We start from the raw sequence: 13,804 nt of genomic DNA, 5'->3' as shown, positions 1-13,804 counted from the left end.
TCAGGCCCCGACGATCGACTTGAGGACGGTGACGATGACCGGGGCCAGCATCGCCAGCGCGTACCCCAGGCAGGCCGCGCGGAAGGCGCTCTTGGCCTTCTCCATCTCGGCTGGGTCACCCGCCCCGATGAGATAGCGGGCACCGGCGACGGTGAGGCAGACCGTGGCCAGGGCGGCGAGGATGCCGATCAGCCAGTTGCGCAGGTTGTCGAGCACCTGATCCAGCGAGGACGCGATCGCCTGCACCGGCGGCTGCGGCGGTGGTGTGGCCGACGCGGAACCGGCCGCCGCCACCGTGACGACCACCGCTACGGTGCAGGCGGTCGCGAGGATCATGGCCCATCGCCGGACGGGCACGCGAAGTGTGAGTGCTGTGGCGGTGTCGGGGAGTCGAGTCACGCGCATGTGCGCACCTCCCCGTCTCCGGTGGCCGACCGACTCGGTGGCAGGGGTGGTTTCCTTCGCTGACGGGCTCGCTCCGGTGATCCCCCGGTGGCCTCGACCGGTGCGAGGGTGTTCACCGCGTGGGCTTCGACGATGCTGGTGCGGCCGAGGTCGTGGGTGCGTTCGGTCAGCCAGGCCACGAGTCGGGCTTCGGCGCGTCGGCGTTGTTTGCGCAGCTTCCACAGCGACTGCCCGCGTTCGGCGGCGAGCGAGGTCAGCGTGCGACGCTCCCACCTCGATATCGCGATCAACTCCGCTGCCTCGGCGCTGATCACCCCGGCGGCGACGGCCTCGGCTAGCACCGTCTCGGGGTGTCTCGGCCCGGGCACCATCAGCAGCCGGTGCTTAGCCATCGGGCCGAGATCACGCTCGAGGTCGGCGACCGACACCCCCACCGACTGCTGCTGGTTCGCCGCTCTGATCGCGGCACGGTAGGCCGCCCACCGCAGCCGGTGCCATACGCCCGGCCGATCCAGCTCGACGCATCCGAGATGGGTGAGGAACCCTGTCAACACCTCGGACTCGAGGTCGTCGCGATTGCGGCTGCCCGGCGCGGCGAACAACCCTGCCATGCCCGCGAGCATCGGCTCGGCCAGACTCGCGCACACCAGGGTCGCGTCCCCACCGTGGGCTCGGGACCGCTCGATCAGCCAGACCCAGATCGCGTCGACCGCAGCGATCGGCAGACCGGGATCCCGCAGCAACTCACGCAACCCACCCCACAACTCGACCCGCTTTCCCGACGGTCCTGGTGCCGGTCGCGGGTCGGCGGGCAAGGTCTGCCCGGCGATCCGGTCGAACGTCGCCGACACCACCCCCAACGGCGTGCGCGCTTTACCATGCGACCTCGAGGAATTCACGAATTCCAAATTCGTCACCATCAACTCCCTGTTCGGTGGAATCACGAAAGATTCCGACCTCACAAGGGAACCGAACACCCATATCCAAAACACACCCAAACCTCATCCGAACTACACCCGAACCATATCCAAAACATATCCACGCCGATCGAGCAATCATTCGGCACCCGCCGCACCGAACCTGCTAGGTGCGATGTGAATGTGCTAACTAGCAGGTTGGATATGCGCGCAAATATGAACAGGATATGTTTCGGATATGACCCCCGCGGCCATCGGCAAACCATTTAAAAGGTTCAAAAGATCTTCTAACCCCGTGGTTCGATACCGGCGCTCCCGTGTTCGCTCCCGTGTCGGATAGGCGGTCCCAGCACAGCTGGATTCTCGTGTGCAAAAAATTGTTCGAAAAAGTTTTGTCGGCGGTGTCCCGAAAAGGTGTTTTCGGCGGAAGTAGACGAGTACACACCGTTCTCTCCGACCGTCAGGAGCGCCCCCGTATGACCGCGAAATCCCGTCAGCGTCTGTCCCGGTCGACCACCGGCGACCCCCGTGCCTCGGCCTCGGTGGTGGTCCCGGCGACCGTGTGGGCCGCCGGAAGCGACCCGCTCGATCCGGGCGAGCGATGGCCGCAACCGATCGTGTCTCGCGCGGTGCGCGAGTTCTGCGCCCCGGGCGGGCGGGTGCTGTTGCTCGGCTGGCCCGCCCCCGCCACGCGTGGTGGCCTGCACGCGGTCGCGGCGGACACGGCGACCGCGTGCGCCAGCGTCGAGACCCTCGGCCGCACCGCCCACCACGAACCCCACACCGGCACGGATGAGGCGGTGGATCTGGTTCTGGTCAGCCTGCTGGCCGATCACCTCGACCCGGTGGCCGCCGCCGAGCAGGTCGCCACGCTGGCGGTGCAGCGGTTGGCGATGGGCGGGCTGCTGGTTGTGCTCGGGCGCTGCCGCCACAGCCGCTCCGGGGTGCTTATCGACCCGGCCGGTGCGGTCGTGGCCGCCGCCCAAGCCGCCGATCTGCTCTACCTCCAGCACATCATCGCCGTCCCCGTCACCGGCACCACCATCACCGCCCCACCGCCCGCCACCGCACCCGACTCGGGCGCCGATCGGGGTCTGGTCGCGCACACCGTCGCGCACACCGACGTGTTCGCGTTCCTACTGCCCCGCTGCCAGGAGTCCCTCCCGCAGTGACACCTCCCGCCATGAATCCTCCCGCCATCCCCGTGCCCCCACCACCGGCCTCGCGGGCACGCCGAGGCGCCACAGACCGACCGATCTCGCGAAGGACCCCGATGACTCTCGACTCCACCACCCCCGACACCACGAACACCGGGACCCTCGACTCCGGCACTGTCGACTCGGGCACCGCGACCGGGACCGGTCCCGCCGTGATGCCGGTGTCGGTGTGGGCGACGGCCCAGAACGCGCCCACGGTGCAGCGGCGGGGCCGCTATCACCCCGACAGCGTGGCCCACCCGGCGAAGATGTTCCCCGCGATCGTCCAACACGCCGTCGCGACCTACACCCGTCCCGGTGACCTCGTGCTGGACCCGATGTGCGGGATCGGCACCACCCTCGTCGAAGCCCTGCACCTCGGCCGCCGCGCGGTCGGTGTCGAATACGAGACACGGTGGGCCGAGCTGGCGCGCACCAACATCGGGCTCGCCCACGAGGCCGGGATCGATCTCGACGCCGCCGTCTACACCGGTGACGCCCGCAAACTCCCCACCCTGTTGCCGCAGGAGCTGCGGGGCCGGGTGGATCTGGTGATCACCTCCCCGCCCTACGGCGACTCCGTCCACGGCCATGTCCGGGTGCGCGCCGGGCAGGGCGTGCGCAAATCCAACCACCGCTACGGGGCAGTCCTGGATCGCGGCAACCTCGCCAACGTCGGGCTCGGCCGACTGCTGTCGGGGTTCACCCGCATCCTGACCGGGGCCGCCGAATACCTCGCCCCGGGCGGCCACGTCGTCATCACCGCCCGGCCCTGGCGTCAGCACGCGGAGTTGGTGAATTTGCCCGCGCACCTGATCACCTGCGGCACCCTCGCCGGGCTCGTCCCGGTCGAACGCTGCGTCGCACTACTGGGGCGACTGTCCGAGGGAGACCTCGTCGCGCGCAGCAGCTTCTTCCAACGCGACTTCATCGTCAAACAGCGCGCCGCCGGGCTACCCATGCACCTGATCGCGCACGAGGACGTCGTCATCCTCCGCAAGCCCGCGAGGTGCCGAAGTTCGTTGGAACTCAAGGGTTTTCAGGATGAACCCAAGTGTGGATCGCCACTATTATCGGGGGTCGACCCTTGGGTTGGCAAGGACTCCGGGGGTAAGGCGGCGTGAGGGTCGTCGAGGAGTTTTCGGGCGTTGGTGGCGTAGCGGATCGCGGTCGAGGGGTCGATTCCGAACACGGCGGCCAGGTGCAGTGGGTCGCCGCCGCAGGCGAGGGCTTCTTCGAGTTGGCGGTCGATGCGCAGCCGCTCCAGGTTCGCGGGCAGCCCGCGCAGGTTCTGCAGGAAGGCGGCGCTGACCGGTCCGGTCCGCAGGGCGCTTTCCTTGCTGATCAGCAGGTGCGGGTTCGCGGTGTGCGGCCAGCGCTGACGGCGGTGGTCGAGCCAGTCGATGAGCAGTTGGTGGGTGAGCGGGTCGAGCGGGTGAGCTCCCCCGCTGATGGTGATGCGCCGGTTGCCGAGGTCGACATCGTCGAGATGCAGAGCCCGGATCTGGCCGGGCCGTGCGGCGTGGATGGCCGCCAGCGCGACAAACAGTCTGGCGGGAGGAGTGTCTGCCGCTTTGACAGCTGCGGCAATCTCGTTGTCGGACAACGATTGCCAGATCCGTGGCGGCGCCTTGGAGAGCCGGATTCGCGCGCAGGGGTTGCGGAAGATCAGGGCTTCTCGTTTGGCCCAGCCGAACAGCGACCGCAACCCGGCCATGGCGTTGCTCCGGGCCTCGCCGCGCAGCGTGTCGAGGTGGGCGAGCACGTCGGCGCGAGTGACTTCGCGCAGATGGCTGTATCGGCTCGACCAGTTCAGCAGCGCGGGCCGGATGAAATTGATGTAGCCGGTTGCGGTGGAGGGGTGACGTGGAAGTCGGCGTGGCCCGCCCTCGCGCAGCATGTGGGCCCAGCGCGCGACACTGTCGGCAATGGCGGGGGCGAGGTCGTCGGTTTTGGCTTCCAGCCAGGTATCGAACACTTTCGGTCGGTCGTCGACAAGCACGCCCATGGCCGAGAGCACGTCGATCACGTGGATCAGCGAGTTGCCGCGGCGGCAGATCAGCCGGTGGAAATCCGAGACGCGCACGGTGTCGACGTCGGCGTGGGTGGCCAGCAGCATGATCAGGTTCCGGTTGAGCGCTCGGCGCAGCCCGGGGGCGAAGCCGTGGGTTTCGGCCATAGTCCATGCCAGGTGCAGCGCCCAGGCGAGCCATGGATTATCCGGTGCAGCAACGGATCTGAGATCGATGCTGCTGGGCCGGTAGGTCCGGGCAAGATCGTCGAACAACACCAACTGCACCCCATCGAGGAGGGGGCGGCCCGCGATGGGCGGGGCCTGCTTGGGCGGGCGCCCTTTCGTCCCGTAGCGCCGCTCGACTATGCGGGGCTGCGCTTGTGGCCGGTAGGTATCGGCGAGGAACAGTTGGTGATAGCTGACCTTCGAAAGATGCGGTGCAAGAACAACTTTCGCTCGCGGGCCGTCGGCGGTGACCGCGCGATCGGCTCGGGCTTGGCACCAGCACAACCGGCAGTAACCGTTCCTCAGCCGGACTCGACGCCGACAGGCCCGGCAGTCACCCACCACTTGCCGGAAGCGGGCGGCCGCGAAGTTGTAGCAGGCCAGACAGACGCCTTGGGCGTAGGTGAGCCCCCAGGCCAGGCATTCATTGCAGCTGGTCACCGACCGGGCAATCTTTGCGCCGGTGCCGTCTCGGGTGACCACCGATCACCGGGGCGGGATCGAGCGCCCGTCCCGGCGGCGCGGGACGATGCGCGGTGGCGCGTTCACCGCCGCCGCGTCGGTGTCGGTGTCGGTCAGTGGTGCTGCGACGGCATCGGGCTCGGGCAGCAGCAGCTCACCCACCTCGCACCCCAGAACAGCGCAGATGACATCGAGATCGGCGAGTTTGATCGAGGCCGGCTGCCCGGACCACAGGTGCGACATCTTGCCGCCGGAGATCACCAGGCCGCGTTCGGCGAGCAGCCGTTGCAGCTGCGAGGCCTGCCAGATTCCTCGGTTGGCTGCCGCCAGGCGCAGGTTCCATTGCATTCAGATCAACCCTTCCAGCCGTGTCGCAGCGCGTCGCTGGCCCGCGATCCAGGCCTCCTCGATCCGGGACCGGTGGACATGGACGTACTTCATCGTGGTGGCGACCCAGGCATGGCCATACATTTCCTGGATCGAGATCAAATCCATGCCGTTCAAATACAGCTGCGACGCGCAAAAGTGCCGCAGCACATGGGGAGTCAGCCTCCCGGCCCACGACGGCAGGTGCGTCGCGGTCGCCGCGGCAAGCCCTGCTCGCAGCACGTCGTAGCCGACCCGGGACCGGCTCCCGTCGGCGGCGGCGCGTTCGGAGAGAAACAACGCTGCACCGTGGCGGTCGGGCTCGTCGCCGAACTGGCCCCACACGTCCTGCACATACCAGCGCAAGGCGCGGTCGGCGCCGTTGATCAACGGCACCATCCGTTCCCGCGGCCCCGACCCTCGTGCACCTTTGCCGATCCGGACATGGAGTTTGCCGAATCTTCCCAACTCCCAACGGATATCGGCCAGATCCAGCTGCCGGGCCTCGTTGACCCGGATACCGACATCGGCCATCAGCCGCGCCGCCGCGTAGTTGCGTGCGGTCGGGGTGAACTTCCGGCACGTCGAAAGCTCCCGCGCCCATCCGGTGAACAGCGTGTCGATCTCGGTGGCAGAGGGTGGGATCCGCAACTTGGCGTCCTTGCGTCCCCGCGGCCGGTTCATTTCGTCGATCGGGCACTCGACCACCCGCCCGGTCATCGCATGCAACTCGACTTTGTGCCGCAACTCCAGAAACTCGAAATACAACGAAAGAGCTTGCGCCCGAGCATGTCTGGTGCCTTGAGCGGCCTTGCGGAGCTCCCGCCCGAAATAGGCGTCCGCGTCCGGCGGCTCCATCTCCCACAGTGGGCGGCCGAACCAGTCCCGGATCTGTTCCAAGTTGCTCAAGTCACCGCGAATCGTGGCGTCGGTCAACCCCGACGCCGACCGCGCAAGCACCAACCCGGCCAGCACATCGGTCTCGAACGCCTCGAGTTCCTCCGGCGACGCCACAGGTCGAAGCGACCGCAGATCCCGAACCGCAGCAACAGCCAACCCAGGCACCCTGCCTTCAGCGCAACCGAAAGATGTTCAGGCCCAATGAAATCACTTCAGAAATCTCGAAGCAACCTCAACTTCGACAGGAGGCCAACGGAATACATCAACCACCTGGTCAGCAGCACACGGGCCCAGGGAACTCGATCGAACTCAAGTGATGTCGAACTCTCGGCGACCACCGAACACCGGGGCACACACGGAGGGCTCCAATACGGGGCCGCTCCGTTCCGGGGCACGAGCGGACAACCCAGCCAGGCAGGGGCGGTGGCCGCGTGAAAACCACCATCGCGAGTCCCGAACAGGGATGGCTGGGCCGGATGCTGCTCGCACCCGGCACGACCCTGGGTGATCTCGCCGCGACGATCGAGCACGCCGTCTTGTCTCAGGCCGCGATCGTGGTCGTGTCGGGAGTGGCCGGTGTGCTCGCCGCGGTGCGGGCGGTGGCGAGGCTGCGGCGAGGCCGGCTGAGTGCGCGTGCTCGACAGGTCACTGTGCTCACTCCGCCCGAGGTCGACGCGAAGGGCGCGCTCGCGTTCTGGTCGCATCTGATCGGGCAACTACGCCCGCCGTGGGCGCGGCTGCTGTTGGGGCAGCCGCATCTGGGGTTCGAGTACACCGTGACTCCCGAGGACGGGGCCGCGATCCGGCTATGGATCCCCGGGAGTATTCCGCCCGGGTTGATCGAACGCGCGGTCGCCTCCGCGTGGCCCGGCGCGCACACCGACACCAGCAAGACCACCCGACCACCGCTGACGAACTCTACGGACGGCACCCGGCGGATCCTGGCGGGCGGTGAGTTGCGGTTTGGCCGCCGCGAAGGGTTGCCGTTGCGTACCGATTACAGCGGTGAGCTGGTGCGGGACCTGATCACCGCCGCTGACGACCTCGCACCCGGGCAGGCCGCGTGCGTGCAGATCCTGGCTCGCCCGGTCACCGGCCGTCGCGTCGCCCGCGCCACCCGCACCGCCGGGGTCACGAGGACACCGGCCGGGTTCGTGGCCGCGCTGCTACGCGACGTGTTGAACCTGCTCACCCCAGGCCCTCTCACCCGCTCCCCGCGCACCGGTGGCGCGGCGGCCGACGGGCGGGCGAGTGACCGGCAAACGGCGATGGAGTACACCGCCGCCGCGCGAGCGGCGGCAGGGAAAGCGCGAGGCCCGCACTGGGAAACCGTCGTGCGCTACGCGGTCTCGATCCCGGTGTCCGACGACCCCGACCGGGCCGCCGCCGTCTCCGAGGCGCGGGCGGTGGCACGCGGACGGGCGGATGCTCTGGCGACGGTGTTCGGGGCCTGCACGGACCACAACTACTACCGGCGGCGTCGCCGCATCCGACTCGGCCAGCTGCTGGGTGAGCGGCGGCTCGGGCGGGGGGACGTGTTGTCGGTGCCCGAGTTGGCCGCGATCGCCCATTTGCCCGCCGACGATGGGCTGCCCGGACTGCAACGTGCCGGAGCCCGTGCCCTGTCCCCCGCACCCCAGATCCCCACCGCCGGACCACATACGAAACCTCTCGGTGTTGCCGATACCGGTGGGCGTCGCCCGGTCGCGGTCAAGGTCTCCGACGCCCGCCATCACCTGCACATCCTCGGCCCCACCGGCGTCGGGAAATCGACACTGCTGGCGCGGATGATCCTCGACGACGCCGACGCCGGGCGCGGGACGATCGTCATCGACCCGAAAGGCGACCTCGTCACCGACGTCCTGTCCCGACTACCGTCGCGTTTCGGGGACCGGGTGGTGCTCTTCGATGCCGACTCCCCGGCCCCGCCACCGTGTGTGAACCCCCTCGATATCGGTCGGACCGGGCGGGCCGGTCTGGATCTGGCGGTGGACAACCTCGTCACCGTGTTCCACCGCATCTTCAGCCAGTGGTGGGGTCCGCGCACCGACGACATCATGCGCGCGAGCCTGCTCACCCTGTGCGCCCAACCCGGCACCCCCACCCTCGCCGACCTCCCCCGCCTGCTCACCGAACCCGCCTTCCGCCACCGCGTCACCCGCACCACACCCGACCCGGTCCTGCGCGGATTCTGGGACAGCTACGAACAACTCACCGATACCGGTCGCGCCCAACTCATCGGGCCGCTACTCAACAAACTGCGGGCGTTCCTGCTGCGGCCGTTCGTGCGCTCGGCCATCGCGGGCGGACCCTCCACCGTCGAATTCGCCGACATCCTCGACCACGGCGGAATCTGCCTCGCCCGCTTACCGAAAGGCTCACTCGGCGAAGAGACCAGCCGCCTGGTCGGCTCCCTGCTCGTCGCGCGTACCTGGCAGGCCGTCACCGCCCGCGCCCGCATCCCCGCCGCCGACCGCCCCGACGCAAGTCTGGTGCTGGACGAGGCACAGAACTTCCTGAACCTGTCCACCCCGGTCGAGGACATGCTCGCCGAAGCCCGCGGACTACGCCTATCACTATCCCTCGCCCACCAGAACCTCGGACAGCTCACCCGCGAACTGCGCGACGGCATCTCCGCCAACGCCCGCAACAAAATCATCTTCGCCGTGTCCCCCGACGACGCGCGTGATCTGGCCCGCCACACCGACCCATGGCTGTCCGAGCACGACCTGACCCACCTCGACGCCTTCCATGCCGCTGCGCGGCTGCTGGTCGACGGGCAGAACGCGCGCCCGTTCACCCTCACCACCCGGCCCTTGCCCCCGCCCACCCCAGGGCGTGCTCGCGAGATCGCCGCCGCCGCCCGCGCCCGCCTCACCACACCCGAACCCGCGTCCGGCGGCAAACCCGCCGTCCCGAGCGGCGCGACACCAGCCCCGCGCGACCCCCGGCTCCCGCAGACCACCGCCGGGTCGAGGTCGTCGGAGAAAGGTTCCCCGCAGTGATGATCGCCCACCCCGATCGGCAATCCGATCTCCGCGCGCCGCGCCCGGCCCGGCCCCGCTCGAGCGACACCGTCGCGCTCGTGGCGCGGCTGACCGAGCGTGACCGCTGGATCCTGCGGATGCTGCACGAGCACCGCGTACTCACCACCAACCACCTCGCCGAATTAGCCTTCCCCACCCCCAAACTCGCCCTGCGGCGCCTGGCGATCCTGCACGACTACCGCGTCATCGACCGGTTCCGGCCCCTGCGTACCCGAGGCAGCGCCCCCTCCCACTGGGTCCTGGCCCCCGCCGGAGCCGCCGTGCTCGCCGCCGAAGCCGGAACCAGCGTGCGCGAACTCGGCTACAACCACCAAACCGCCCTCGCCATCGCCCACAGCCTGCACCTGACCCACACCCTCGGGATCAGCGACTGGTTCACCGCCCTCACCAGCCACTACCGCCACCACATCAGCGACGATGACGGCGCGCGAGTCAGCACCTGGTGGTCACAGACCCGCTGCCAGCGATTATGGGGAGACCTCGCGCGCCCCGATGCCTTCGGCCGCTACACCCACCCCCGCTCGGGCACGGTGCTGGACTTCTTCCTCGAATACGACCTCGCCACCACATCCTTGCCGCGCGTGGCCGCCAAACTCGGCGGCTACAGCGAACTGGCCCGCACCACCGGCCTCATCACCCCCGTCCTGTTCTGGGTGCCGACCACCACACGAGAGATCAACGCGCGCGAGCGTGTACGCCAGACGTGGGAGCGACTGCCCGACCCCGAGGCGGTGCCGGTCGCCACCGCCGCCGCCGAACTCCTTGCCCCTCTTCCCGATCCGAGCCCCGCCGACCGGGTGTGGCTACCCCTCGACACCACCAGCGCGACCCGCCTACGCCTGTGGGAGCTGGCCACCGTGTGGCCTCGCCGCACCACCCCCGACCCCGATATCGACACCGAGCACAGCACGGCCACCCTCGGCGGTCAGGTCATGCTCGCGCCACCACCGCCGCTTCGCCCGCCCACACTCGAATACCGGTGAGACCCGATGCTGGTCAAAGCCCTCGGCGCGGGCTGCGTTTCGGTCGTGTTCTGTGTCGTCGTGATCGCCGCCGTGGTCACCACCGTCATCGTCTACCAGCAGCCGCTACCCGCTCTCGGCTCCGGTTCGTCTGCGGGCGCGGGCAGCACACCGAGTCCCCAAGCACGAGAAGACATCCCGCCGGAACTGCTGGTGCTCTACCAGGACGCTGCCAGGGACTGTCCCGGTCTGGACTGGTCGGTGCTCGCCGCGATCGGCAAGATCGAGACCGACCACAGCCGCTCACCCCTGCCGGGCGTGCGGTCCGGGGAGAACTCGGCCGGGGCCGGGGGCCTCATGCAATTTCTCGAACCAACCTTCGAGGGCGTGGTGGCCCGGCACCGGTTGCCTGCGGGTGGGGCGAGCCCGCCCTCGCGCTACAACCCCAGCGACGCCATCCACGCCGCCGCCCACTACCTGTGCGACTCCGGCGCACCCGCTGATCTGCGTGCGGCGATCTTCGCCTACAACCACGCCGACTGGTATGTGGACCAAGTCCTCGACCAAGCCGCCCGCTACCGCGCCACCACCGGCTCCGGCGGCGGCGACTGCCGCAGCATCGCTGCCAAGAGTCCCGCTGTCGCACAAGCGATCTCCTTCGCGTGCGGCCAGCTCGGCCAGCCCTACGTGTGGGGCGGCAACGGCCCCGAGGTCAACGGGGGCTGGGACTGTTCCGGGCTCACCCAAGCCGCCTACCGGGCCTCCGGAATCACCCTGCCCCGTACCACCTACGACCAAATCCACACCGGGCCACGCATCCCCGAAAACCAGCTCGCCCCTGGAGATCTCGTGTTCTACGGCACCACCGACAACAATGTCCATCACGTCGGCCTGTTCCTGGGAGGAGGGCGGATGGTCCACGCACCGGATGTGGGACAGCCCGTCCAAGTCAGTGACTACCGCTGGCGCGGCGACGACTACTACGCCGCTACTCGCCCCGCCGCCATTCCCCCTGCGGCACAGAGCGATTTCCGCGCCTCACCGTAGCCCGGCGCCGAGGCTCGCTGTTCCACGACTACCGAACCCTACCCCGGCTTTCTGCGAAAACGTCTCGGCGACCGCGAATCCCGGGCACCGAGGCACGAACCTGACAGGGGGACCCACCACCATGCACACCCACCACCGGCTCGCCCACACCCGCCGCTCCGTTCGTGCGCTGCTGTGTGCCACCGTCACCGCCGCGACCGTCGTCGGGGCCGGTGTCGCCGCCGCAGACCCGACACCGGCCCCTGCCGCCGCGCCCTGCCCACGCTGGACCGCGCTGCTGGTACCGGGCACATCCGAGACCACCCCGGCCGCCGACCCGGCGCGGCCGGTGGGGATGCTGGCCCCCATCGCCGAAGGACTCACCGCCCGCTACGGCAGCGACATCGACGTGCGCACTCTCGCCTACACCGCCGCTGCCGCCCCCTATGCCACCTCGCAAACCCAAGGCGCACAAGCACTCACCGCCACCCTCGCCCGATTGTGCTCAGGCACGCGAGTGGTGCTCGCCGGCTACTCCCAAGGCGCCGATATCGTCGGTGACCTCGCCACCATGATCGGGAACAACCAAGGTCCGATACCCGCCTCCCGAGTCGTCGCGGTCGGACTCGTCTCCGACCCGCGCCGCGACCCCACCACCGCCCAACTCGGGGATCCCGTGTCCGGCCAGGGGATCGCCGGCCCCCGCTCCCAGGACTTCGGTGATCTCACCGACCGTGTCCGCAGCTTGTGTGCCGAGGGTGACCTCTACTGCTCGACCTCACCCCAGGCATCACCGGCCCTCGCCGCGGTAGGCCGCGCCGTGACCTCCACCCAGGTCCCGGACTCGATGTCGGCAACGGCGCCCAGCACGGGCACGACGGCACCGGCCACGAGCCCGGACTCGACCGTGGGACTGGATCCCTCGCAGGTGCTCGCGCAGGTGGTCACCGTGCTGGGTGGGCTTTCCGGGTTCGCCGCGAACGTGCCCGCCATCATCAATGACCTCTCACAGCTACCCGCACTGATCGCCACCGGCGACATCCCCGGCCTGCACCGAGTCGCAGGGGACCTGAACAACCAGTTCAACCCCCTGGTCGGCATGGTCGCCGGAATCGACCTGCATCTCGTGGCCCGCGCGTTGACGTTGGCCGCGCCGCTGGACACCTCGGGCTGGGTCGGGGTGGCCGCGCAGATCGTCGGGGTCCTCGCAGGTCTCGACATCGCACGGATCGCCGCCGACATCGGCAGAGCCCAGGAGATCGCCTGGACCGCCGTCGAGACACTCGCCGCTGGTGACCCCCTCGCCGCGCTGCTCACGCTGTCCGGAGTCGTCCCTGTCGCCGCCGACCTCCTCACGGCTACCGCCTCCGCGTTCACCGGAACCCGGTTCGGCTCGCTCGCCCAGACCTACACCGCCACCACCAGTCCCGCTACCAGCACCGCGCTGGGCGATCTGGCCCGCCAGGGAAGCGACGCGGCCCGATTCGCTGCCACCGGCGTTCACGCCAACGGCTACGCCCCCGCCACCACCGAGCTGCTGGACTGGCTCGAACACGCCGTCGACCACACGAAGTAGATGGTGTGGTCGGACGGCTCGGGTCTGACGCGAAAACCTGTCGCCCACTGCTGGAATGATCCAGCGATATGCATACCGCCGTCACGATGGGTGAGCTGCTTTTCGATGCAGACGTATCGCCGATACCGCTCCACGATCCCGCTCGACTGGACCTCGTAACGTGCACGACGCCGCTGATTCCAGGACCGTTGCCCCAGGCGATGATCGACGAGATACGAGCGGAAATGCGAGCTCTCGGACCGGTGATTCCTGTTCCCTATCATCCACTTTCGGATCGCCTGCGTCTGGCAACCCGAGTAATTCGCGATGGGCTTGAGCGTTACGTCGAGACCGATGCGGTGCGCGCTGACAGGCTGTATGTCTTGGATTTCCAGGGGCCCGGCGAGTGGCAGTACATCATGTTCGGACACACCACCCGCGGGATGGAGCGGATTAATGAACATATTCGGGCTGCGGAGCCACACGGCTGGGTTCTGCTCGATGGCTGGATCTCCCCGGGAACGGAGAGAGCGCAGGAATTGGAGCAGGTCGCTCTGACCGCCGCAGAGGGCTTCCATGGCTGCATGCTCGGTCGGTCAGAGCGGTTCTATGGCATGGACTTTCAGCTGGGCCTCAAGATCGCACGGACCGTCTTCGAGTTGAACTCGAACTTGCCTCCGTGCGCGCACTAAGTGGTTCGTAATCGCCTGTCCTGCATAGCCTGCCGAA

12 protein-coding genes are annotated in these 13,804 nt (G+C 68.6%); 7 read left to right on the top strand and 5 right to left on the bottom strand.

The window, feature by feature from the left end:
- Together ACQP1T_RS20800 and ACQP1T_RS20795 are read right to left on the bottom strand one after the other, a co-directional pair.
- Entirely contained in the window at nt 1–405 is a 405-nt protein-coding gene (locus ACQP1T_RS20800; protein ID WP_433754717.1) for a pilin, read from the bottom strand.
- The gene (locus tag ACQP1T_RS20795; protein WP_433754716.1) at nt 396–1,325 is read right to left on the bottom strand and encodes a hypothetical protein; all 930 of its coding nucleotides are present in this window, start codon (nt 1,323–1,325) and stop codon (nt 396–398) included. The genes ACQP1T_RS20800 and ACQP1T_RS20795 overlap by 10 nt, the downstream gene beginning before the upstream one ends.
- A 473-nt stretch (nt 1,326–1,798) precedes the next feature.
- Here ACQP1T_RS20795 and ACQP1T_RS20790 point away from each other — a divergent pair, with 473 nt between their 5' ends.
- Both ACQP1T_RS20790 and ACQP1T_RS20785 read left to right on the top strand, forming a co-directional pair.
- Nucleotides 1,799–2,494 carry a hypothetical protein gene (locus ACQP1T_RS20790; protein WP_433754715.1) on the top strand — a complete coding sequence of 232 codons (696 nt, stop codon included), beginning with the start codon at nt 1,799–1,801 and terminating at the stop codon, nt 2,492–2,494.
- 101 nt (nt 2,495–2,595) lie between these two features.
- Nucleotides 2,596–3,642 (top strand): TRM11 family SAM-dependent methyltransferase, encoded by a 1,047-nt coding sequence (locus tag ACQP1T_RS20785; RefSeq protein WP_433754714.1) that lies wholly within the window; start codon nt 2,596–2,598, stop codon nt 3,640–3,642.
- Here the strand turns inward: ACQP1T_RS20785 and ACQP1T_RS20780 are convergent.
- Genes ACQP1T_RS20780 through ACQP1T_RS20770 form a run of 3 tightly spaced genes read right to left on the bottom strand, consistent with a single transcriptional unit; the run spans nt 3,558 to nt 6,641 of the window.
- Entirely contained in the window at nt 3,558–5,198 is a 1,641-nt protein-coding gene (locus ACQP1T_RS20780) for a tyrosine-type recombinase/integrase (RefSeq protein ID WP_433754713.1), read from the bottom strand. The genes ACQP1T_RS20785 and ACQP1T_RS20780 overlap by 85 nt on opposite strands.
- A gap of 45 nt (nt 5,199–5,243) precedes the next feature.
- Complete coding sequence (locus tag ACQP1T_RS20775) at nt 5,244–5,567, bottom strand: helix-turn-helix domain-containing protein (protein WP_433754712.1); 324 nt, start codon at nt 5,565–5,567, stop codon at nt 5,244–5,246.
- Nucleotides 5,568–6,641 (bottom strand): tyrosine-type recombinase/integrase, encoded by a 1,074-nt coding sequence (locus ACQP1T_RS20770; protein ID WP_433754711.1) that lies wholly within the window; start codon nt 6,639–6,641, stop codon nt 5,568–5,570. It abuts the gene before it with no gap.
- Between the two features lie 275 nt (nt 6,642–6,916).
- On the opposite strand from ACQP1T_RS20770, the gene ACQP1T_RS20765 reads away from it, so the two are divergent.
- The 5 genes from ACQP1T_RS20765 (at nt 6,917) to ACQP1T_RS20745 (ending at nt 13,767) form a co-directional block, all read left to right on the top strand.
- On the top strand, nt 6,917–9,490 hold the full coding sequence (locus tag ACQP1T_RS20765; RefSeq protein WP_433754710.1) for a type IV secretory system conjugative DNA transfer family protein: 2,574 nt from the start codon (nt 6,917–6,919) through the stop codon (nt 9,488–9,490).
- A complete protein-coding gene (locus tag ACQP1T_RS20760) occupies nt 9,490–10,515 on the top strand; it encodes a replication-relaxation family protein (protein ID WP_433762279.1) in 1,026 nt (341 codons plus the stop codon). Before ACQP1T_RS20765 ends, ACQP1T_RS20760 begins: the two co-directional genes overlap by 1 nt.
- Nucleotides 10,516–10,521: 6 nt before the next feature.
- The gene (locus ACQP1T_RS20755; protein ID WP_433754709.1) at nt 10,522–11,541 is read left to right on the top strand and encodes an NlpC/P60 family protein; all 1,020 of its coding nucleotides are present in this window, start codon (nt 10,522–10,524) and stop codon (nt 11,539–11,541) included.
- Between the two features lie 121 nt (nt 11,542–11,662).
- Nucleotides 11,663–13,096 (top strand): cutinase family protein, encoded by a 1,434-nt coding sequence (locus ACQP1T_RS20750; RefSeq protein ID WP_433754708.1) that lies wholly within the window; start codon nt 11,663–11,665, stop codon nt 13,094–13,096.
- A 68-nt stretch (nt 13,097–13,164) separates the two neighbouring features.
- Nucleotides 13,165–13,767: a hypothetical protein gene (locus ACQP1T_RS20745; RefSeq protein WP_433754707.1), complete on the top strand. Its 603-nt coding sequence runs from the start codon at nt 13,165–13,167 to the stop codon at nt 13,765–13,767.
- Nucleotides 13,768–13,804: the final 37 nt, after the last annotated feature.

This window comes from Nocardia sp. CA-135398 (genome assembly GCF_050955845.1).
Classification (GTDB): Bacteria; Actinomycetota; Actinomycetes; order Mycobacteriales; family Mycobacteriaceae; genus Nocardia.
This window is presented reverse-complemented; position numbering and strand designations above follow the sequence as displayed.